This window comes from Micrococcus sp. CS26 (assembly GCF_055522295.1).
The window spans coordinates 1-20,280 of the sequence record NZ_JBVFVY010000028.1; the positions used below are offsets into that span (position 1 = coordinate 1).

Below are 20,280 nucleotides of genomic sequence, written 5' to 3' on the forward strand. Positions count from 1 at the left end.
TGTCATCGAGCGTCAGTACGCTCACCTGAAGCAGTGGCGGGGTCTGGCGACCCGGTATGACAAGTACGCGATCATCTACAGGGCCGCTCTGGTCCTGAATGCTGTGCTCGCATGGTCAAAACGATTGTCAGACATGCCCTAGGGGTGGCACCTCATCTGCGGAGGCGCAGTGCTGGTATTCTTGACGGGATCCCCTGCGTGCCGCCGAAGAGTGCGGATGCATGCGTAAGGGGAGAACGCAGAACCTCCTGCCGCGGAGAGACCGCGGCCGCAAGCCCAGAGGAGGTGGGTTCGCATGCGTGCTTATGAGCTGATGGTGCTGATCGACCCTGAGGTCGACGAGCGCACCGTGGAGCCGACCCTGAAGAAGTACCTCGAGGTCGTCACGAACGCCGGCGGCACCGTCGACAACATCGACGTGTGGGGTCGCCGCAAGACCGCCTACGAGATCCAGAAGAAGTCCGAGGCCATCTACGTGGTCGTCAACTTCCAGTCGGAGCCGGCCGCCACCCAGGAGCTGGACCGTCTGCTGAACCTCAACGAGACGATCCTGCGCACCAAGATCATCCGTCCGGAGGAGCAGAAGATCACCGCTGAGTGATCCTCGTACCGTGTCCGGAGGGTCTGAGAGCATCGGATCAGTCCCCGACGCCCCCACCGGAACCCCGCTGAGCAGTCCCGGATCCCCGGATCCGGTCACTGACCGGCAGAACCCCCGAAGACAGGAGTGACCATGGCAGGCGAGACCGTCATCACCGTGGTCGGCAACCTCACCGCCGACCCGGAGCTGCGCTTCACCCCGAACGGCGCGGCCGTCGCGAACTTCACCGTCGCGTCCACGCCCCGCACGTTCGACCGCCAGACCAACGAGTGGAAGGACGGCGAAGCGCTGTTCCTGCGCTGCTCGGTCTGGCGCGAGGCCGCGGAGAACGTGGCGGAGTCGCTGACCAAGGGCATGCGCGTGATCGTGCAGGGCCGCCTCAGGGCGCGCTCCTACGACGACCGGGACGGCAACCGTCGCACCAGCTGGGAGCTGGACGTGGACGAGGTCGGCCCGGCGCTGCGGTTCGCCACGGCCAAGGTCACCCGCGCCCAGCGCGGCGGTGGCGGCGGCGGTGGCTTCGGCGGCGGCCAGCAGGGGGGCGGCTTCGGCGGCGCCCCGGCCGGCGGCGGCTTCGGGGGGAACAACGACGGCGGCTTCGGCGGCGCCCAGCAGGGCGGCGGCTGGGGCGGCCAGCAGCAGGGCGGCGGCCAGGCCGCACCGCAGGACCCCTGGTCCGGCGGCGGTGGCGGCGGATGGGACACCCCGTCCTCCAACGAGCCCCCGTTCTGATCCTGCACTGACCGGGCGCGGCCCCCGCGGCCGCGACGGACACGGAACACCACGGACCTCTCCGTCCGGGCGCACGTCGCCCGGAGGGCCGCCCCGGCGGCCCATCCCACCCGCGACCCGGCACCGCCGGGCCGCACTGCACACGGCCCCGTGCCCCGCACGGGAGACCGCGTGATCCCATCCCGCAGAACCGTTCTGCGGGCTCCAGAGAACTCTGAAGGAGCACCACGATGGCGAAGGCTGAACTCCGCAAGCCCAAACCGAAGTCCAACCCGCTCAAGGCCGCCAAGATCACCGAGATCGACTACAAGGACGTGGCCCTGCTGCGCAAGTTCATCTCCGACCGCGGGAAGATCCGTGCCCGTCGCGTCACCGGCGTGACCGTCCAGGAGCAGCGCAAGATCGCCCAGGCCGTCAAGAACGCCCGCGAGGTGGCCCTGCTGCCCTACGCCGGCGCCGGCCGCGGCTGATCGAGCGAGCGAAGGAAGGAACACCCAGATGGCAAAGCTCATCCTGACCCAGGAAGTGGCCGGTCTCGGCACCTCCGGTGACGTGGTCGAGGTCAAGAACGGGTACGCCCGCAACTACCTGCTCCCGCGCGGTTTCGCCACCGTGTGGACCAAGGGCGGGGAGAAGCAGGTCGAGTCCCTGCAGAAGGCCCGCGCGGCCCGCGCCGTGGCGAACCTGGAGGACGCGCAGGCCCAGGTCGCGCAGCTCCAGTCCGCCACCGTGAAGCTCGAGCGCACCGCCGGTGCGGAGGGTCGCCTGTTCGGCGCCGTCCAGACCGCCGACGTCGCCGAGGCGATCGAGGCCGCCGGCCTCGGCTCCGTGGACAAGCGCTCGATCACCCTGCCGGCGCACATCAAGTCCGTGGGCAACCACGAGGCCCAGGTCCGCCTGCACGAGGACGTCATCGCGACCGTCCAGCTGCAGGTCGTGGCCGCCAAGGCCAAGAAGTGATCATCCGCTTCTGAGCCCGTCGCGCCTGCGGCGCGCACCCGAGGCCCCGGTCCGCTCTTCACGAGCGGGCCGGGGCCTCGTGCCGTGGGGGAACATGGAGGCCATGCCCTCCGCCCCACCGCCCTCCGACCCCGCCGGCTCGACGGCGGCCCCGCGCCCGCCGCTGTGGACGCGCCCGTTCATCCTCGTCAGCGCGACCTACCTGTTCGTGGCGATGATCTTCTACACGCTCATGACCGCGATGGCGCTCTACGCCGTCACGTCCTTCGGCGCGTCGGACGCGGAGGCCGGCGTCGTGGTGGGGGCGTTCGTGCTGGGCGCGGTCCTCACCCGCATGACGACGACGCCCGCCACCTTCGCGTGGGGGCGCCGGCGGGTCCTGCTCGTCGCCTTGGCCTGCTACGTCCTCACGACGGCGGCGTACCTCTGGGCGGACTCCCTGGCCACGCTGACCGCGGTCCGGCTGCTCAACGGCATGTGCTTCGGTGCGGCCGGCACCGTGCTGGCCACGGCCGTGCAGCGGATCGTCCCGCCCGTGCGCCGCTCCGAGGGCACCGGCTGGTTCTCCACGTCCATGACGCTCGCGGGCGCCGTCGGGCCGATGGTGGCCCTGCAGCTGAGCACGGCCCTCGGCTACGACGCCCTGTTCCGGGCGTGCATCGGCTTCACGGGCATGGCCCTGCTGATCGCGCTGTTCCTGCGCGTGCCCGAGCCGCCGCTGACGGGCCGGTTCCGGCTGCACCGGGCGGACGTGTTCTCCGCGGAGGTGGCGCCGGCGGCGGGCGTGGCCCTGGCCTCCGGGTTCATGTACGGCGGCATCCTCGCGTTCATGGCCACGTTCGCGCAGCAGCAGGGCTACCCGGCGATGGTGCCGAGCCTGTTCTTCCTGCTCTTCGCCGCGGGCACCATCGTGGGCCGCGCCGTCCTGGGCGTGCTGCACGACCGGCACGGGGACAACGCCGTCGTCTACCCGATCCTCGCGGGCATGGCCGTCTCCTACGCGGTGCTGGCGCTGTGGCGGGAGCCGGCGGGCATGCTCGCGGCCGGCGCCCTGCTGGGGCTGACCTACGGGCCCGTGGTGAGCGTGTTCCAGACCATCGCGATCAAGGTGGTCCGGCCCACCGAGATCGGCGTCGCCACGGGTACGTTCTTCCTGCTCCTGGACCTCGGCACCGGCCTCGGCCCCATGGTGCTCGGCGCGGTGGTGGCCGCCGTCGGGATCCCGGTGATGTACCTGCTCTCCGGCGGCGTCGGGGTGGCGCTGCTGCTCTACTACCGGCTCGTGCACGGCGGCCGGGCCATCGCCCGGCGCCCGTCCCCGGCCTGAGCGGGGCCGGGGGCCGCCGTCGTCGCGGGGGTGCTCATGCGTCCCATCCTCCGATGTGCACGAGGGCGTCGCCGCGGTGCACCAGCGGCGCCTCGGTGCGGCCGATGACCACGCCGGTCAGCTCGGCCTTCACGTGCGCGAGGCGGCGGCCGAACGAGTTGTAGAGCGCGCCGATCCGGTCCCCGGCGCTCACGCGTTCGCCGAGGGAGACGTCCAGGTGCACGAGGCCGTCCGCGCGGGCGCGCACCCACGTGGACTGCCACACCAGGTACGGGGAGTCCTGCTCGCCGTCGACGACGTCGGGGTGCACGGCGGCGGTGTCCTCGCCGGTGGCGTCGGTCGCCTCGGGCACGTCCGTGGTCCGCTCCTCGGGGACCTCGCCGGGCAGCGGACCGGGGGCGTCGACGACGGCGTCCGGCCCGGGCTCGGTGAGCCCGACGTCGGCGGGATCCACCATGTCCAGGGCCGCGAGCACGCGCAGGACCCCGTCCACGCCGGGGGCGATCGCGTACTCGTCGAACCGCCAGGCCTCACCGGCCTCGTAGAGCAGCACGCGGGCGCCGGTCTCGCGGGCCGCAGCGCGCAGGGAGCCGTCCCGCAGGCGGGCGTGGAAGAGCACGGGGGCGCCGAACGCCTCGGCGAGCGCGCGGGTCTGGGGGTCCTCCAGGTCGCACCGGATCTGCGGCAGGTTGGAGCGGCGGTCCGCGCCGGTGTGCAGGTCGATGCCCACGGTGCAGCGGCCGATCACCTCGGTCATCATCAGGTGCGCGATGCGCGAGGCGAGCGAGCCCCGGGCGGAGCCGGGGAAGGAGCGGTTCAGGTCGCGGCGGTCCGGCAGGTAGCGGTCTCCGGCCATCACGCCGAGCACGTTGACGATGGGCACGGCCAGCAGGGTGCCGCGCAGGTTTTTGGGCTGCAGCCGCTCCAGGACGCGGCGGACGATCTCGACGCCGGCCACCTCGTCCCCGTGGATCGCGGCGGAGACCCACACGGTGGGCCCGTCCTCGCGGCCGTGCAGCACGTGCACGGGCAGGGTGACGTCCGCGCCGGTGACGAGCTGGGAGATCGGCAGGGACAGCTCGTGGCGGCGGCCTGCCGCCACCTCGACCCCGCCGAACACGAAGGGGGCGCGGGCGGGGCGACGGCTCACGCGCGTCCCCGGTTCCGGCGGCGCACGCCGCGCGGCGGCTGCCCGCCCACGTACGAGGCGGCGGGGTCCACGAGGAGGCCGCCGGCGGCCAGCGCGGTGCGCCCCACGAGCATGCGGAAGCCCATCTCGTCCCGATGGGTCAGGGTCACCTCCGCCTCGATCGTCCGGCCGGCCAGGGTCAGCGGCATCACGACGACGACGCGCTCCTGCGCCTCGCCGTTCGAGGAGCGGACCGTGCGCAGGTCGGCCACCGGCAGCTCGGCCGTCCGCGCGTCCGCCGCCGAGGTCTGCCACGGGTGCACCTCGAACCGGACCCACGCGGCGCCGTCGCGGGCGAACCGCTCGATGCCGAAGGCGTGGAGCGCCGAGGTGCGGGCGCCGGTGTCGATCTTGGCCTTGATCCAGGGGGTGTGGGCGGCGGGCAGGCCGACCCATTCGCGCCAGCCCACCAGCCCCGGGCGAGCGGCGCCGTCGTCGGTGGGGGGCACGCCGTGGGGGGCCGGGGCCGTGTGCTTAGATTCAGACACGCCCCTCATCCTCCCAGGAAAGCGGTCATGAAGCTCGCCATCCTCTCCCGTTCCCTGCGCGCCTACTCGACGCAGCGCCTCAAGACCGCGGCGCTCGAGCGCGGCCACCAGGTGAAGGTCCTGGACACCCTGCGCTTCGGCATCGACCTCAGCTCGGACGAGCCCGATCTGATGTTCCGCGGCCGCCCCCTCTCCGGCTACGACGCCGTGCTGCCGCGCATCGGCAACTCGGTGACCTACTTCGGCACCGCCGTGGTGCGCCAGTTCGAGCAGATGGACGTCTACACGCCCAACACGGCCGCCGGGATCATGAACTCGCGGGACAAGCTGCGGGCCACGCAGATCCTCTCCCGCCACGAGATCGACATGCCCGCCACCGTGTTCGTGCGCAACCGCGGCGAGGTCTCCACGGCGATCGACATGGTGGGCGGGGCGCCCGTGGTGATCAAGCTGCTCGAGGGCACCCAGGGCATCGGCGTGATCCTGGCGCCGACCAAGAAGGTGGCCGAGGCGATCATCGAGACGCTGCACGGCACCAACCAGCAGGTGCTCATCCAGCGGTTCGTGGAGGAGTCCAAGGGCACGGACATCCGCGCGCTCGTGGTGGGGGACCGCGTGGTGGCCGCGATGCGCCGCCGGGCCCAGGGGGACGAGTTCCGCTCCAACGTGCACCGCGGCGGCACCGTGGAGCGCGTCGAGCTCTCGCCCGAGTACGCGGAGACCGCCGTGCGCGCCGCCCACATCATGGGCCTGCGCGTGGCCGGCGTGGACATGCTCGAGGGCGAGCACGGCCCGCTGGTCATGGAGGTGAACTCCTCCCCGGGGCTGCAGGGCATCGAGGCCGCCACGGACCTGGACGTGGCCGGCGCGATCATCGACTACGTGGCGGACCAGGCCGGCTTCCCGGACATCGACGTGCGCCAGCGCCTGGCCGTGTCCACCGGGTACGGCGTCGGTGAGATCACCGTGCACGCCGGCTCCGGCTGGGTGGGCCAGTCCATCGAGGACTCCGGGCTGCTCGCGAAGGACCTGCAGGTGCTCACCCTGCACCGCGGCACCTGCGTGTTCCCCAACCCCGCGGACACCAAGGTCCTCGAGGAGGGCGACCGGCTGCTCTGCTTCGGCAAGACCGAGAACATGCGCGCCCTCATCCCCGCCCGCGCCCGCCGCCCCAAGCGCGTGCGGAGGCTGCCGGCCACCCCGATCCTCGCCTCCGTCGCCGAGGAGGCCCCGGCGCCCGAGGCACCCGCCGACGACGCCTGAGCCCGGGCGCGGGGCTCAGCGGGCCGGGGCGAACGCGCCGATGCCCGTGAGGTGCCGGCCGAGCGTCAGCTGGTGGACCTCGTCCGTGCCCTCGTAGGTGCGCACGGACTCGAGGTTGTTCGCGTGCCGCAGCGGCGAGTGCTCCAGGGTGATGCCGTTGCCGCCGAGCATCTCGCGGGCCTCCCGCGCGATGCCGATGGCCACGCGGCAGTTGTCCAGCTTGCCGGCGGAGATCATGGCGGGGGTGAGCGGGCCGGCGTCCTTGGCGCGGCCGATCTGGTGCGCCAGCAGGTAGCCCTTGCCGATGGCCACGGCCATGTCCGCGAGCTTGGCCTGCGTCAGCTGGTGGGAGGCCAGCGGCACCCCGAATTGCTGCCGCTGCATCGCGTAGTCGAGGACGGCGTCGAAGGAGTCGCGGGCGGCGCCCATCGCGCCCCAGATGATCCCGTAGCGGGCCTCGTTGAGGCACTGGAAGGGGCCCCTGAGCCCGACGGCGGAGTCGGCCGGCAGCATCGCGGAGGCGGGCAGACGCACGCCGTCGAGGTGGATCTCGCACTGCACCGAGGCCCGCATGGACAGCTTCTGGGTGATCGCCTCGGCGCGGAAGCCGGGGGTGTCCGTGGGGACCACGAAGCCGCGCACCCCGCGCCCGTCGCCGGGCTCGCCGGTCTGCGCCCAGATGATCGCGACGTCGGCCAGCGTGGCCAGCCCGATCCACCGCTTGACCCCGTCGAGCACCCAGTCGCCGCCGGGCTCCTGGCGGGCCGTCGTCGTCATGGAGGCCGGGTCCGAGCCGGCGCCCGGCTCGGTGAGGCCGAAGCAGCCGACCGCCTCGCCGGCGGTCATGCGCGGCAGCCACTGCGCCTTCTGCTCCTCGGAGCCGTGCTTGTGGATCGCGCCCATCGCGAGCGAGCCCTGCACGGAGACGAAGGTGCGCAGGCCGGAGTCACCGGCCTCGAGCTCCTGCGCGGCGAGGCCGTACTCCACCGCCGAGCGGCCGGGCATGCCGTGGCCCTCGTAGGGCATGCCGAGCACGCCGAGACGGCCCAGCTCGGGGACGATCTCGCGGGGGAACACCGCGTCGTCGTACCAGCGGGCGATGTGCGGGCGGATGTGCTCGTCCACGAAGCCGCGCACCTTGAGCGCGACGGCCTTCTCCTCGGCGGAGAACAGGGAGTCCAGGCCGACGACGTCGGCGCGGCCGAGGAACGAGTCGGCTTCGGCGTGGAACGGGGTGGTCATGGCGGGGGTCCTCTCTGCGGGGTGGTCAGCGGGCGTCGAGCCAGGTGTTGACGGCCGCCGTGTCCGCGCCGAGCGCGGGCGGCGCGTGGCGCGGGTGCGCGACGGGCGGGTCCCACTGCACCGGGTGGCGGAACTGCCGGCCGGCCGGGGCGCCGGAGCGGTCCTGGACCTCGACGGTCGGCTCGAGGCCGAGGGACTCGGCCAGCTCGACGCCCTCGGCGACGGTGGACACGAGGCTGGCCGGGAGTCGCTCGGCCTGCAGCACGTCCCGCCAGTGGGCGGCCGTCTCGGCGGAGAGCGCGTCCTCCAGGGCGGTGCGCAGCTCCTCGCGGTGCTCGACCCGGTCCGTGTTCGTGGTGAAGCGCGGGTCCTCGGCGAGCTCGGGGACGCCGAGGGCCGCGGCGAAGGTGCGGAACTGCGCGTCGTTGCCGATGGCGACGGCGAGCGGCGCGTCCCGGCACGCCAGCAGCTGATAGGGGGCGATCGAGGGGTGGTCGTTGCCCATCCGCCGCGGGACGACGTCGGCGCCGAGCCAGGCCTGGCCCTGGTTGGCGAGCGCCCCCTGCAACGAGGAGAGCAGGTTCAGCCGCAGGTGGGCGCCCTCCCCGGTGCGCTCGCGGCGCAGCAGGGCGGCGAGCACGCCGGCGGTGAGGTCCTTGGCCGTGAGCACGTCCACGAGGGCGACGCCCGCCTTCATCGGGGCGTCCGGTTCGCCGGTGATGCTCATGAGCCCGCCCGCGGCCTGGACGATGAAGTCGTAGCCGGGCAGGTCCCGGCCCTCGCGGTCGCCGAAGCCGGAGACGGCGGCGTAGACCACGGACGGGTTCTCCCGCGCGACGTCGTCGTAGCCCAGACCGAGGCGCTCCATGGTGCCGGGCTTGAGGTTGTGGACCACGACGTCGGCCCGGGCGGCCAGGGCGGCGGCCCGCCGCTGGTCCCCGGGGTCCTTCAGGTCCCAGCCGACCGACTCCTTGTTGCGGTTCACGGACTCGAAGTAGGTGGCGCCCGTCGCCGAGCGGGGCGGGGCCCAGCCGCGGGTGTCGTCGCCGCGCTCGGGGTGCTCCACCTTGATGACGCGCGCTCCGAGGTCCGCCAGGGTCATGGTGGCGAGCGGGCCGGCGAGGACGCGGGAGAAGTCGGCGACGAGGACGCCGTCGAGGGGGAGCGAGGCCGGGGAGGGGGCGGTGGTGGCCGGGGGCACGGCGGACTCCTCACTGTGGCGGACGACACGACGACGGGTTCCACCCAAGCACCGTGCTCGCGTTCCGTCCAATGACTCTGGGACGGGTCACTGACGTGCGTGAGTCATCGGCGCCGGGCGGTCCGGGGCGGCCGGGAGAGGTGGGCACGGGGAGGACCCGGGGCCGCGGGCAGACGCTGTCAACTTCGCCGTCCCCAGATCCGGGCACCTTGTCCACAGGAGTTGTCCACAGATGTGGAGGGTGTGGACGACGGTGTGGATAGGCCTGTACCAGGCGGTGTGATGAGGGCGCAAACGGGGGTGCTGTCAAGTTGGATCGACGGGGCCGAAAGGGGGGTGGAGAATCTTCCTCCACAGCCCTGGGGATCGCATCGTCCCAGGTCAGAGCCGGATTCTGGGGGTGGCCGAGCGGTTGTCCCCAGCGCGGTCCCCAGGCGATCCACACGACACGCCGCCGAATCCACACGTTGTCCACAAGGCCTGTGGGAAACGCGGTTGCCCAGCCTCCACGGCGCGCGTAGTGTCGCGTGGTATCCCCAACGCGAGGGCGGGTATTGGCCGCAGGTGACCACTGACAGGCGCGCATCCGCTCGGACCGTCGCCCCGGGGACCGTCGCACCGTCCGCCTGCAGGAGGGTGCGGCGGCACGGGCGGTGACAACAGAGGAATCAGGGCCGGGAAGACCGGCGAGGGCCGCCGTCGTGCGGGCTGTGGGAAGGGAGTCTCCGGACGTTGACTGAGAACTACGGAGACTCGGGCTCCTACGACGGCGGCCGTTCCTCTGAACGCTTCCTGCCGCCCCAGGACCTGGAGGCGGAGCGCTCGGTGCTGGGCGGCATGATGCTCTCCAAGGACGCGATCGCGGACGTGGTGGAGCTGCTGCGCGGCCACGACTTCTACCGGCCCAGCCACGAGATGATCTACGAGGCGATCATCGACCTCTACGGCCGCGGCGAGCCCGCGGACGCCGTCACGGTGGCGGACCTGCTGAACAAGCGCCAGGAGCTCAGCCGCGTGGGCGGCCCCGCCGTGCTGCACGAGCTGATCCAGTCCGTGCCCACCGCCGCCAACGCCAGCTTCTATGCGGAGATCGTGGCGGAGAAGGCCGTCCTGCGCCGCCTCGTCACCGCCGGCACCAAGATCACCCAGCTGGGGTATCAGGGCGACGGCGAGGTCGAGGAGATCGTCAACGAGGCGCAGTCCGAGATCTACAAGGTGGCGGAGAACCGCCAGTCCGAGGACTACGTGCGCCTCGCGGAGATCATGGAGCACGCCGTCGACGAGATCGAGGCGGCCGGCAACCAGGGGGAGGGCCTGACGGGCGTCCCCACCGACTTCTACGACTTCGACGAGCTGACGCAGGGCCTGCACGGCGGGCAGATGATCGTGATCGCGGCGCGCCCCGCCGTCGGCAAGTCCACGCTCGCGCTGGACTTCGCGCGGGCCGCGGCCATCCACCACAACATGGCCACCGTGTTCTTCAGCCTCGAGATGGGCAAGAACGAGATCGCCATGAGGCTCTTGAGCGCCGAGGCGACGATCGCGCTGCAGGACCTGCGCAAGGGCACCATCCGGGATGACCAGTGGTCCAAGATCGCCGCGACCGTGGGGCGGCTGAACGAGGCGCCGTTCTTCATCGACGACTCCCCGAACATGACCATGATGGAGATCCGCGCCAAGTGCCGGCGGCTCAAGCAGAAGAACAACCTCAAGATGGTGGTGCTGGACTACCTGCAGCTCATGAGCTCGGGCAAGAAGGTCGAGTCCCGTCAGCAGGAGGTGGCCGAGTTCTCGCGTGCCCTGAAGCTGCTGGCCAAGGAACTCGACGTGCCGGTGATCGCGTTGAGCCAGTTGAACCGTGGGTCCGAGCAGAGGACGGACAAGCGGCCGCAGGTGTCCGACCTGCGCGAGTCCGGCTCGATCGAGCAGGACGCGGACATGGTGATCCTGCTGCACCGCGAGGACGTGTACGACAAGGAGTCCCCGCGCGCCGGCGAGGCCGACCTGATCGTGGCCAAGCACCGCAACGGGCCGACGAAGACCATTGTGGTGGGGTTCCAGGGTCACTATTCGCGGTTCTCGAACCTGGCGAGTGATGCGGGTGGTGGCCCGGGTGGGTTCTGACGGCCGTCACTGACGCCAAACCGCCCCGTCAGTGAGTGCAGAGAGCCTGTCACTCACTCGAGTGAGGCACTCACTGTGTCGACTGACGGCATCAGTGACGTGCATCGTTCTTCAGGGCACGAGGTCGAGCGTCAACCGGGGTCTGGTCTGGCGCATGCATTCCCACAGGTCGACGCAGCGGGTCTCCAGAGCGGCACAGGCGTCAGGGATTTTCACGCGCTTGCGCGCCTGAGGGGCGGGCACCTCGAAGGTGACCACGGTGGCGTCCATGCATGCAGCCTGCGCCACCAACAGCAGATCGGCGCTGTCATCCAGAAACTCGTCCTGCGCGGCCTGTTGATACGCGGGCTGACGGGTCAGGGTCCACTGGGCCAACTCGCCGATGCGCTGGGGCACCTCTGACGTGGGTGGGAGGAAGAGCTGCGGATGGTTTGACGCCCAGGTGGCGAGTTCATCCCCGCCCCGGCATAGCTCCTGCCGCACGGCCTCCACGCTGGCGACCCAGCCTGCCGCATGAGCGCGCTCCAGCCACGTCCAGAACCCCGGGGCGAGATCGAACCCGTAGTAACTGTTCTTCGGCGTGATGAAGGTGTTGGCGTCGAGCAGGAACATCATGCGGCCGCCATCTTCTGAGCCAGGGTGTCCATAACCTCACGCTTGTGGGTTCCGAGCAGGCGGAACGCGTCCCGGTAGCTGGTTCCGCCTTCCCGGGCGCTGGCCACCACGGCAGTGGTGAACGGGACGCCGAGGCGGTAGCGGGCGGTGCGGTAATAATCGCCCCCTCCGCCCTTCGGCGCCGGGGTCTGGGGGTGAGGGATGCGGGCCAGCGCTGCGAGCTGCGCGTCGGCGGCCGCAGGGGTGATCAGTCCGCAGGTCTTCATCCGGAGAACCACGACGGCGCGGCTCACCTGGCAGCGTTTGGCCACATCGGCGACCACCTCGTCGAACTCCGTGCTGAGTCGCTCCTGCTGCTGCTCCAGCACGACGCGGGGCACCAGGGCTGCGGCGGCCACCCGGTTGCACCAGGCCTCCTCGTAGGGTGCGTGGCGTCCGGGGCGGGCATCAGACAGCGCACTGTGTCCGAGGAGCAGGTGAGCGGTCTCGTGGAGGAGGGTGAAGTGCTGGGCGGTCTTGGCCTCGGTTCCGTTGACGAAGATCAGTGGAGCGAGGTCGTCGGCCAGGGCGAAGCCCCTGAACTCGTCCGGGTTCAGGGGCCTTCGGGTCTCATTGCCGACGTAGCCGCTGATCATCACCAGCACCCCCGCCTCTTCCAAGGCGCCCACGAGCGCGCTGCGGAAGGCGTCACCGGCGCCGGACAGGGCGTCCAAGTGGAGGATCTCCCGGAGGCGTGTTCCGGCATCCTCTGTATCGTTCTGGAGCGTGGCGCTGCCCACGAGGGGCACGGGGCTGGCGCCAATGGCGAGCATGTGGTCCCGGTACCAGTCCTGGCGGAGCTGGCACTCCCGCAGGACGTCCACCAGCTCGGCGGAGGGGTGATCCACGCCCTGGCTGCCCGGCGTGCGCATGTCAGGGATGGGGATGGGTGCCGGCGCCGGGGGAGCGCTGAGGAACAGCATGCCGAAGGGCACATGGACCTTCTGCCCGAACCGTTCCAGCTGCTTCATGGTGGGCTTCTTCGTCCGGCTGAGCCAGGCCTCGAGGTCGGGGTGTGCGGTAGTAGCGCTGGCCAGGTCGATGCCCCCACGTTCGAGGGCCCAGCGCAGGACGGCCGGCTCGACGTCGACGCGCACCGTGGGCATGGACCGCCTCCTCCCTGGGCCGGGGCGACTTTGTGTCGCCCTGTGCTCAGCCTAGTCATCGCCTCGGACGCTGTAAGCCCCACCCCGTACACTCGCGTCGTGATCACCGGAACTCTCAAAAACCAGGTTGACCGCGTCTGGGACGCCTTCGCCACGGGTGGCATCAGCAACCCTCTTGAGGTGATCGAGCAGATCACCTACCTGCTGTTCCTGCGTCGCCTGGATGAGGCACAGACGCAAGCCGAGGCCAAGGCGCGCCGCACGAACCAACCGGTGGAGACGACGATCTTCGACGCCGACCACCAGCACCTCCGCTGGCACCAGCTGAAGAACGTCGCCTCGGACGAACTCTTCGCCCGCATGGACCGCGAGGTCTTCCCGTTCCTGCGCCGTCTCGGCCAGCAGATTGGAGGGGAGGACTCCACTTACGCGCACCACATGCGAGACGCCCGCTTCACCATCCCCAACGCGCGCATGCTCGCCACCGCCGTGGATCTGATCGACAAGCTTCCCCTCACAAACCGGGACACCACCGGTGACCTGTACGAATACCTCCTCTCCAAGCTCTCCACCGCGGGACGGAACGGCCAGTTCCGCACGCCGCGGCACATCATCGACCTCATGGTGCGGATGACGGCGCCCACCCCGGAGGACGTGATCGTGGACCCGGCATGTGGCACGGCAGGGTTCCTCGTCGGCGCGTCGGAGTATCTGCGGGAGGAACACCCGGAACTTTTCTTTGACATGAACCAGCGGCTGCACTTCAACCGGCGCATGTTCCACGGATATGACTTCGACAGCACCATGCTGCGCATCGCCAGCATGAACATGCTCATGCACGGGGTGGAGTCCCCGGACATCGCGTACCGGGACTCCCTGGCCCAGGGTGCTAGCGACGGCGACGCTGGCAAATACAGCTTGATCCTCGCCAATCCGCCGTTCGCCGGGTCCCTCGACGCCGAGGGCGTCAGCTCTGACCTGCAGCGCGTGGTGAAGACGAAGAAGACGGAGTTGCTCTTCCTGGCCCTGTTCCTGCGGCTGTTGCAGCCGGGCGGTCGTGCGGCGGTGATCGTCCCGGAGGGGGTGCTGTTCGGCTCGTCTAAGGCCCACAAGGACTTGCGCCGGATGCTGGTGGAGGACCATCACCTGCAGGCGGTGGTGAAGTTGCCTGCGGGTGTGTTCAAGCCCTACGCAGGGGTCTCGACGGCGATCCTCTTCTTCCGCAACGACGGTCCCGGCAGCACGGACGACGTCTGGTTCTACGACGTCCGCGCCGATGGGTTCTCGCTGGACGACAAGCGCACGCCGGTGGAGGCCAACGACCTGCCGGACCTCGTTCAGCGGTGGCAGAACCCGGCAGGAGAGAAGGACCGGCCGCGGACCGCGCAGTCCTTCCTGGTGCCCAAGGCGGACATCGTGGAGCAGGGGTACGACCTCTCCCTGAACCGGTACAAGGAGTTGGAGATCGAGGAGGTCGAGCACCGGGACCCGCTGGAGATCCTCGTCGACCTCGAACAGCTCGACGCCGAGATTGCCGCTGGGACTGCGGAGCTCAAGGGGATGCTGCGGTGAAGACGGTGAAGCTGGGTGACATTGTTTCCCTTAAGTACGGGAAAGCGCTGAAACAGGGTGATCGCCGAGGGGGGCCTGTTGCCGTCGTGGGCTCCAGTGGCGTCGTGGGGTTCCATGATCAAGCCCTCAGTTCGGGCCCCGCGATTGTCGTAGGAAGGAAGGGGTCAATCGGGTCGGTCACCTGGGTGCCCGGTGATGTTTGGCCTATAGATACTGCCTACGAGGCGGTGCCTCTCGGGGAGGGCGTCGATCTTCGGTGGCTGTATTGGATCCTTAGCGCTCTCGGTCTCAAGGGAATGAATAAATCAGCGGCAGTGCCAGGATTGAATCGGGATGATGTGTATCGTCTCTCGATTAGGCTTCCTGATCTCAAGGAGCAAAGGCGCATTTCGGCGATTCTGGACCAGGCTGACGAGCAGCGGTCGCGCCGGCGGGCGCAACTCGAGCGACTGGCTGCTCTTGTCCAGGTGGCGTTCGCTGATCGCGTCCGGGAGGCCGGTCCCGGGCAGCCCCTATCGGAGCTTGCGTCTTTCGTACGAGGCGTCACCTTCAAGCCCGAAGATGTGGCTGAGTCAGGTGTCCCCGTGATGCGTACGAAGAATGTGCAGAAGCGCCTGGACAGTTCGGATCTTATTCGCATCCCGGCAGAGCTCATCAAGAACGAGGCAAAGTATCTGCAAGAGGGGGACACCTTAGTGTCCAGTGCGAACAGCTACAACCTCGTAGGAAAATGCTGTTTCGTTGACTCCCTGCCGGAGCCGTCGGCTATCGGCGGATTCGTTTCAGCGCTTCGTCCCGGCCCCGACGTCGACCCGACTTTCCTCTACGCCTGGTTCAACAGTGACAGAGTCCAAGCGACCGTGCGAAGCTTTGGCAATAAGACGACGAATATCAGCAACCTCAACATCAAACGGACGTTGCAGTTGCGTATCCCGGACGTGTCTCTCGATATGCAGAGAGAATTCGCCGCCGTCGTCGAGAAGATCGACGTGCAGCGAGCGCGTGTCGAGCGGGCACTGGCGTTGGAGGACGAGCTGTTCGCGTCGCTCCAACACAGGGCATTCCGCGGGGAGCTGTGAATCCGGCAGGATGACAGTGGGCGGCTCGGTGGTGAGCTGCCGGAGAGGGTGTTGATGGCAGGCAACATGGACTGGGTGGAGCGGGCGCTCCCCGTTGCTCACGAGGACGCTGCGCAGGCCGAGGGCTACATGAGCACCGACCCGCGCGCGGCCGCGTTCTATGCCCGGCGCTGCGTCGAACGGGTCGTCGAGTTCGTCTACGCCACCCATCGCCTCGAGGACCCGTACAAGACCGACCTCTCCGGCCTCATCAACGGGGTAGCCTTCACCGGCCTGGCCGGACGCCCGGTGGTGGACAAGCTCAACTTCCTCCGTAAGGCCGGCAACAACGCCGTTCACAAGGATTCCGTGCTGGATGCCCGCGCCGCCCTCACCATCCTGCGCGAGCTGTTCCACGTGCTCGTCTGGGCCGCGTTCCACCACGGCCCGCACCCGGAGGCCGTGCCCACCGGTGCGCAGTTCGACCACGCACTTGCCCCGCAGAAGGCCGCCATGAGCGTGGAGCAGCTCGACGCCGTGATTGCCCGGCTCAAGAAGCAGGACGAGGACAACGCCCGTCTCCGCGAGCAGAACGAGCAGCAGGCCGCCGCGTACGAGGCCGAGATCCAGGCCCTGCGGGAGCAGATCGCCGCCGCCCAGGCCGCCGCCACCACCAGCGAACTCCCCGACCTTCACGACTACGACTACGCAGAGGCGGAGACCCGCTCTCTCTTCATCGACCTCCTCCTCGCCGAGTCCGGGTGGCCCCTCGACCAGGCTCGCGACCGCGAGTACCCCGTCACCGGGTTGCCCACCCCCGGCGGCACCGGGCGTGTGGACTACGTTCTCTGGGGAGCCGATGGTCTGCCCCTGGCCGTGGTGGAGGCCAAGCGCACCACCAAGAGCGCGCTCGAAGGCCAGGAACAGGCCCGCCGATACGCTGACGCCCTTGAAGCGCAGTTCGCTCGCCGCCCGCTGATCTTCTACACCAACGGCTATGACCACTGGTTCTGGGACGATGCGGCCTTCGGCGAGGCCGGCGGCTACCCGCCCCGTGAGATTGAAGGGTTCTTCACCGCCGACGAGCTCGAGCGCCTCATCCAGCGGCGTACCGTCCGCCAGGACCTTACGGACGTGCCGGTCAACGTGGACATCGCGGGACGGCCATACCAGCTGGAGGCGATCTCCGCCGTCGGGCAGGCCCTCGCCGCCCGCCAGCGCGATGCCCTGCTGGTCATGGCCACCGGCACCGGCAAGACCCGGACCGCCATCGCCCTCGTGGACCAGCTGATTCGGGGGAACTGGGTCAAGCGGGTCCTGTTCCTCGCGGACCGGACGGCCCTGGTACGGCAGGCCAAACGGGCGTTTGCCGCGAACCTGCCGGACACCGCCGTCGTGAACCTGCAGGACGAGAAGCGCGGGGAGGGGCGGGTCTACACCGCGACCTACCCGACCATGCTCAATCTGCTGGAGCACGACGGGCAGGACGGTGGGACGCGGAGGTTCGGCGCCGGGTACTTCGACCTCGTGATCATCGACGAGGCCCACCGCTCCGTCTATCAGAAGTACGGCGCGATCTTCGACTGGTTCGACTCCCTGCTGGTGGGCCTCACCGCTACACCCAAGGACGAGGTGGACCACAACACCTACCGGCTGTTCCACCTCGAGGACGGGGTGCCCACCTTCGCCTTCGACCTTGAGGAGGCCGTGGAGCAGGGGTACCTGGTGCCGCCGCTGGGGGTGTCCGCGGGGACGGAGTTCCTGCGCCAGGGGATCCGTTACGCCGACCTCTCCGACGAGGAGAAGGCCGAGTGGGACGCGCTGGATTGGGGCGAGGACGGCCCCCCGGACAGCGTGGACTCCGAGCAGGTCAACAGGTTCCTCTTCAACGAAGACACCGTGGACAAGGTCCTGGAGCTGCTCATGGAGCGCGGTCAGAAGGTGGCCGGCGGTGACCGGCTCGGCAAGACCATCGTGTTCGCGAAGAACCAGAATCATGCCGACTTCATCGAGCGTCGATTCAACGCGCGGTTCCCCGAGCTGGGCGGGACGTTCGCACGGGTGATCACCAGCAAGACCGCGTTCAACGACGCACTGCTGGATGACTTCTCCGACTCGGACAAGGCCCCACATATCGCCATCAGCGTGGATATGCTGGACACCGGGGTGGACATCCCTGAGGTGGTGAACCTGGTGCTGTTCAAGGTGGTCCACTCCAAGACCAAGTTCTGGCAGATGATCGGCCGCGGCACCCGCCTGTGTCCCGATCTGTTCGGGCCCGGGCAGGACAAGAAGAACTTCACCGTCTTCGACTTCGGAGAGAACCTGCCTTACTTCAACCAGGATCTCCCCGAGCCGGGGTCCTCCGTGCAGAAGTCCCTTACCCAGCGGTTGTTCGAGGCACGGGCCGGGATTGTGGCGGCCCTGGATGCGCGCGAGGGCGATGGGGAGGCGGGCTCGGCCAGCGTCGTACGCCAGGCCCACGCCACCTGGCTGCACTCCTACGTGGAGGGCATGCCGATGCAGAACCTGCTGGTGCGCAAGCACCGGCGCCACGTGGAGCGCTGGTCCGAGCCCGATGCGTGGGCCGCGGTGACCGCCGAGGATGTCGACGAACTCGCCGACCATGTGGCCGGACTGCCCTCCACGCTGCGTGACCCGGACGAAGCAGCGAAGCGCTTCGACCTCGTGACCCTGCGCTGGCAGTTGGCCACCCTGGACGGTGATGCCGCCCTGGCGGAGCGTTGCCGCAGATCCGTCCAGGAGGTCGCGGGTGCGTTGCTGAGTCAGCTGGCTATCCCAGCCGTCAAGGTGGAAGAGTCCCTGCTGCGCTCCGTTGCGGAAGACCTGTGGTGGGAAGGCGCTGGCGTCGTTGACGTGGAGGCGCTGCGGGAGAGCCTGCGCGGACTGGTGGTGTTCCTGCCGAGGCTGAGCTCCTCACCGGTGTACACGGACTTCGTGGACACCCTGGGGGAGATCGACGAGGTGGTCGTGGTGCCGGCACGGCCGGGCATGAATTGGGAGCGCTACCGCGAGAAGGCCATGGCCTTCCTGCGCGCCGAGGAGGACACCCTGGCGTTGCGGAAGCTCCGCGGCAACCAGCCGCTGACGGCCACGGATCTCGAGGAGCTCGGTCGCATGCTGGTGGCGGCGGGCGGATCTGACCGGCCGGAGCTGGATTGGGTGCGTGAGCACGCCGGCGCCGAGCTGGGCGTCTTCGTGCGCAGTCTTGTGGGGTTGGAGCGGCGGGCCGCGGAAGAGGCGCTGGCCGCGTTCCTGGACGAGGGCAGGTGGACCACGCGCCAGATCCGCTTCACCCGCATGCTCGTGGACGACCTGGTGCGCAACGGCGTGGTGGACCCGGGTCGGCTCTACGAGGACCCGTATCTCGCACTGGGTGGCGTCGATGCCGTGTATCCGCAGGATGCTGCGGACGCCGTGGTGGCCGTACTGGCCGAGGTGCGGGCGCGGGCCGAGGTGGAAGCGGGGAAGGTGGCCTGAGGACGGACTACTTGCGGACGGCGCGCTGAGCGACCTGGGGCAACATCTGACCAATCTGTCTGAGCCCATCCGGACCAGTGATGGCGGCGACTGCGATGATGCCTGCTGTGCCAATGGGCTAGGCCCGTGGTGCTCAGGACCGCACGCATTTGCTCGTGGGCCAGACCGGCGAGGAAACGTTGGTTCTCGAGGTCTTTTTTTCGTTGGCCCGGTCAATGAGTTCATCCACCATCCTGGCCATCCGCCACACCTACAAGGAGTCGGGGCTGCCATCGCGGGCGGCGGCCACGCCGGAGCGGGTGCTCGCCTACACACGGGAGCAGCACCACGTGGGGAAGTTCCCGAAGGAGCCCGCCCGCCACTGGCTGATCTTCATGGGGGAGGGAGGACGTCGTTCTCGCCTCACCGCCGTGTACGAGAACCGCGGGGAGGTCGTGGCTGAGCGCACGGAGCGGTACCGGTACTACGACGTTGCGCCGGTGCCGCTGCTGGCCTCCCTCGAGGAGCGCCTGGTGGTGGAGTGGTCCGCAGACCCCGTGAACTGGGCCAAGCGCGGCCCCCTGGCGGCGCGCTTCCCCGTCCTCGAGATCGCCGACCCCACCACCGAGGCGTTCCCCGGCTTCGACCATGTGCTGCTCAGCTACGGGGACCTGCAGTCAATGGTGACCGAGACTCGCTACGCAGGCTGGCGCACCGCCCTGGAGGCCGTACGCGGGATCTACCTGATCGCCGACGAGACCGCGGGCCGGTGCCACGTCGGCAAGGCCGACGGTGAGCGTGGTGTGCTCGGACGGTGGGAGGCCTACGCCCGTGACGGGCATGGTGGGAACGTCGCCCTCCGGGATGCCCTGGAGCTCGACCCCGACCAGCCGGAGCGGTACACGTTCAGCCTGTTGCGCGTGTTCGGCTCCAATACCCCGCAGGCCCAGATCGACGCCGCGGAGAAGCACTACAAGGACGCTCTGATGACGCGCCGGTTCGGGCTGAACCGGAACTGAACGGACGTCGTTGTCCGGGGGGAGAGAGCGAAGGGCAGACGGGAGGGGGGATGGATTGCCCCCGCCGAGCCTCGGGGAGGAGGGCAAGTGCGCCATCCAGGCACAGCAGTCACCGCTGAATTCCTCGAATATGACTGCCCGCGAGCACACGGGGCATCTGCAAGCCGCCCGCATTGATGTCATCGCGCGGGCCGAGGTCGTCGAGGCGGGCGGGCCAGGTCTGATGGGTGTGAACGGCCCACCCGGGACCGGCAAGACGACGAT

At 69.5% G+C, this 20,280-nt stretch carries 17 protein-coding genes and 1 pseudogene; 12 read left to right on the plus strand and 6 right to left on the minus strand.

Features of this window, described 5'->3' with window-relative positions; translation table 11 throughout:
• The 6 genes and pseudogenes from ACZ1IK_RS10120 to ACZ1IK_RS10145 form a co-directional block, all read left to right on the plus strand.
• Positions 1 to 142, plus strand: a pseudogene (locus tag ACZ1IK_RS10120) (IS5/IS1182 family transposase); the annotation flags it as partial.
• A 153-nt stretch (positions 143 to 295) separates the two neighbouring features.
• On the plus strand, positions 296 to 601 hold the full coding sequence (rpsF, locus tag ACZ1IK_RS10125) for a 30S ribosomal protein S6 (RefSeq protein WP_002857790.1): 306 nt from the start codon (positions 296 to 298) through the stop codon (positions 599 to 601).
• Between the two features lie 132 nt (positions 602 to 733).
• Positions 734 to 1,333, plus strand: coding sequence for a single-stranded DNA-binding protein (locus ACZ1IK_RS10130; protein WP_002857789.1), 600 nt, complete (start codon positions 734 to 736; stop codon positions 1,331 to 1,333).
• A gap of 230 nt (positions 1,334 to 1,563) precedes the next feature.
• Positions 1,564 to 1,803 carry a 30S ribosomal protein S18 gene (gene rpsR / locus ACZ1IK_RS10135; RefSeq protein ID WP_002857788.1) on the plus strand — a complete coding sequence of 80 codons (240 nt, stop codon included), beginning with the start codon at positions 1,564 to 1,566 and terminating at the stop codon, positions 1,801 to 1,803.
• A gap of 28 nt (positions 1,804 to 1,831) precedes the next feature.
• Positions 1,832 to 2,293: a 50S ribosomal protein L9 gene (rplI, locus tag ACZ1IK_RS10140; RefSeq protein ID WP_465098490.1), complete on the plus strand. Its 462-nt coding sequence runs from the start codon at positions 1,832 to 1,834 to the stop codon at positions 2,291 to 2,293.
• 103 nt (positions 2,294 to 2,396) lie between these two features.
• Complete coding sequence (locus tag ACZ1IK_RS10145) at positions 2,397 to 3,620, plus strand: MFS transporter (RefSeq protein ID WP_240755389.1); 1,224 nt, start codon at positions 2,397 to 2,399, stop codon at positions 3,618 to 3,620.
• A gap of 34 nt (positions 3,621 to 3,654) precedes the next feature.
• Here the strand turns inward: ACZ1IK_RS10145 and ACZ1IK_RS10150 are convergent, their stop codons facing one another.
• Positions 3,655 to 4,770, minus strand: a complete 1,116-nt coding sequence (locus ACZ1IK_RS10150) for a succinylglutamate desuccinylase/aspartoacylase family protein (protein WP_431793885.1) — start codon at positions 4,768 to 4,770, stop codon at positions 3,655 to 3,657.
• The gene (locus ACZ1IK_RS10155; RefSeq protein ID WP_063188563.1) at positions 4,767 to 5,297 is read right to left on the minus strand and encodes an ATP-dependent zinc protease family protein; all 531 of its coding nucleotides are present in this window, start codon (positions 5,295 to 5,297) and stop codon (positions 4,767 to 4,769) included. The genes ACZ1IK_RS10150 and ACZ1IK_RS10155 overlap by 4 nt, the downstream gene beginning before the upstream one ends.
• A 27-nt stretch (positions 5,298 to 5,324) precedes the next feature.
• On the opposite strand from ACZ1IK_RS10155, the gene rimK reads away from it, so the two are divergent.
• Positions 5,325 to 6,560, plus strand: a complete 1,236-nt coding sequence (gene rimK / locus ACZ1IK_RS10160) for a 30S ribosomal protein S6--L-glutamate ligase (protein WP_060774857.1) — start codon at positions 5,325 to 5,327, stop codon at positions 6,558 to 6,560.
• A 15-nt stretch (positions 6,561 to 6,575) separates the two neighbouring features.
• Here the strand turns inward: rimK and ACZ1IK_RS10165 are convergent, their stop codons facing one another.
• Positions 6,576 to 7,802, minus strand: a complete 1,227-nt coding sequence (locus tag ACZ1IK_RS10165) for an acyl-CoA dehydrogenase family protein (protein ID WP_060774856.1) — start codon at positions 7,800 to 7,802, stop codon at positions 6,576 to 6,578.
• A gap of 25 nt (positions 7,803 to 7,827) precedes the next feature.
• Positions 7,828 to 9,003 (minus strand): CaiB/BaiF CoA transferase family protein, encoded by a 1,176-nt coding sequence (locus ACZ1IK_RS10170; protein WP_465098491.1) that lies wholly within the window; start codon positions 9,001 to 9,003, stop codon positions 7,828 to 7,830.
• A gap of 732 nt (positions 9,004 to 9,735) precedes the next feature.
• Here ACZ1IK_RS10170 and dnaB point away from each other — a divergent pair.
• Positions 9,736 to 11,127 carry a replicative DNA helicase gene (dnaB, locus tag ACZ1IK_RS10175; RefSeq protein WP_044659833.1) on the plus strand — a complete coding sequence of 464 codons (1,392 nt, stop codon included), beginning with the start codon at positions 9,736 to 9,738 and terminating at the stop codon, positions 11,125 to 11,127.
• Positions 11,128 to 11,238: 111 nt separating this feature from the next.
• Here dnaB and ACZ1IK_RS10180 read toward each other — a convergent pair whose 3' ends face one another.
• Together ACZ1IK_RS10180 and ACZ1IK_RS10185 are read right to left on the minus strand one after the other, a co-directional pair.
• A complete protein-coding gene (locus ACZ1IK_RS10180) occupies positions 11,239 to 11,742 on the minus strand; it encodes a DUF4411 family protein (protein ID WP_044659832.1) in 504 nt (167 codons plus the stop codon).
• The gene (locus tag ACZ1IK_RS10185; protein ID WP_044659831.1) at positions 11,739 to 12,887 is read right to left on the minus strand and encodes an ImmA/IrrE family metallo-endopeptidase; all 1,149 of its coding nucleotides are present in this window, start codon (positions 12,885 to 12,887) and stop codon (positions 11,739 to 11,741) included. The genes ACZ1IK_RS10180 and ACZ1IK_RS10185 overlap by 4 nt, the downstream gene beginning before the upstream one ends.
• A gap of 99 nt (positions 12,888 to 12,986) precedes the next feature.
• Between ACZ1IK_RS10185 and ACZ1IK_RS10190 the strand changes: the two genes are divergently transcribed.
• From ACZ1IK_RS10190 to ACZ1IK_RS10205, 4 genes are all read left to right on the plus strand, one after another.
• Positions 12,987 to 14,459, plus strand: coding sequence for a type I restriction-modification system subunit M (locus ACZ1IK_RS10190; RefSeq protein WP_002857768.1), 1,473 nt, complete (start codon positions 12,987 to 12,989; stop codon positions 14,457 to 14,459).
• Positions 14,456 to 15,538, plus strand: coding sequence for a restriction endonuclease subunit S (locus ACZ1IK_RS10195; protein ID WP_080981675.1), 1,083 nt, complete (start codon positions 14,456 to 14,458; stop codon positions 15,536 to 15,538). The genes ACZ1IK_RS10190 and ACZ1IK_RS10195 overlap by 4 nt, the downstream gene beginning before the upstream one ends.
• 54 nt (positions 15,539 to 15,592) lie before the next feature.
• Positions 15,593 to 19,018, plus strand: a complete 3,426-nt coding sequence (locus tag ACZ1IK_RS10200) for a DEAD/DEAH box helicase family protein (RefSeq protein ID WP_228070676.1) — start codon at positions 15,593 to 15,595, stop codon at positions 19,016 to 19,018.
• Positions 19,019 to 19,233: 215 nt separating this feature from the next.
• Positions 19,234 to 20,016, plus strand: a complete 783-nt coding sequence (locus ACZ1IK_RS10205; protein WP_044659829.1) for a GIY-YIG nuclease family protein — start codon at positions 19,234 to 19,236, stop codon at positions 20,014 to 20,016.
• Positions 20,017 to 20,280: the final 264 nt, after the last annotated feature.

Excerpts from the sequence above, each read along its gene's own strand:
- ACZ1IK_RS10145 (WP_240755389.1), top strand. The coding sequence starts at position 2,397 with ATGCCCTCCGCCCCACCGCCCTCCGACCCCGCCGGCTCGACGGCGGCC.
- rpsF (WP_002857790.1), top strand. The coding sequence starts at position 296 with ATGCGTGCTTATGAGCTGATGGTGCTGATCGACCCTGAGGTCGACGAG.
- ACZ1IK_RS10205 (WP_044659829.1), top strand. The coding sequence starts at position 19,234 with ATGAGTTCATCCACCATCCTGGCCATCCGCCACACCTACAAGGAGTCG.
- ACZ1IK_RS10165 (WP_060774856.1), bottom strand. The coding sequence starts at position 7,802 with ATGACCACCCCGTTCCACGCCGAAGCCGACTCGTTCCTCGGCCGCGCC.
- ACZ1IK_RS10200 (WP_228070676.1), top strand. The coding sequence starts at position 15,593 with ATGGCAGGCAACATGGACTGGGTGGAGCGGGCGCTCCCCGTTGCTCAC.
- ACZ1IK_RS10185 (WP_044659831.1), bottom strand. The coding sequence starts at position 12,887 with ATGCCCACGGTGCGCGTCGACGTCGAGCCGGCCGTCCTGCGCTGGGCC.
- ACZ1IK_RS10180 (WP_044659832.1), bottom strand. The coding sequence starts at position 11,742 with ATGATGTTCCTGCTCGACGCCAACACCTTCATCACGCCGAAGAACAGT.
- ACZ1IK_RS10130 (WP_002857789.1), top strand. The coding sequence starts at position 734 with ATGGCAGGCGAGACCGTCATCACCGTGGTCGGCAACCTCACCGCCGAC.
- rimK (WP_060774857.1), top strand. The coding sequence starts at position 5,325 with ATGAAGCTCGCCATCCTCTCCCGTTCCCTGCGCGCCTACTCGACGCAG.
- rplI (WP_465098490.1), top strand. The coding sequence starts at position 1,832 with ATGGCAAAGCTCATCCTGACCCAGGAAGTGGCCGGTCTCGGCACCTCC.
- rpsR (WP_002857788.1), top strand. The coding sequence starts at position 1,564 with ATGGCGAAGGCTGAACTCCGCAAGCCCAAACCGAAGTCCAACCCGCTC.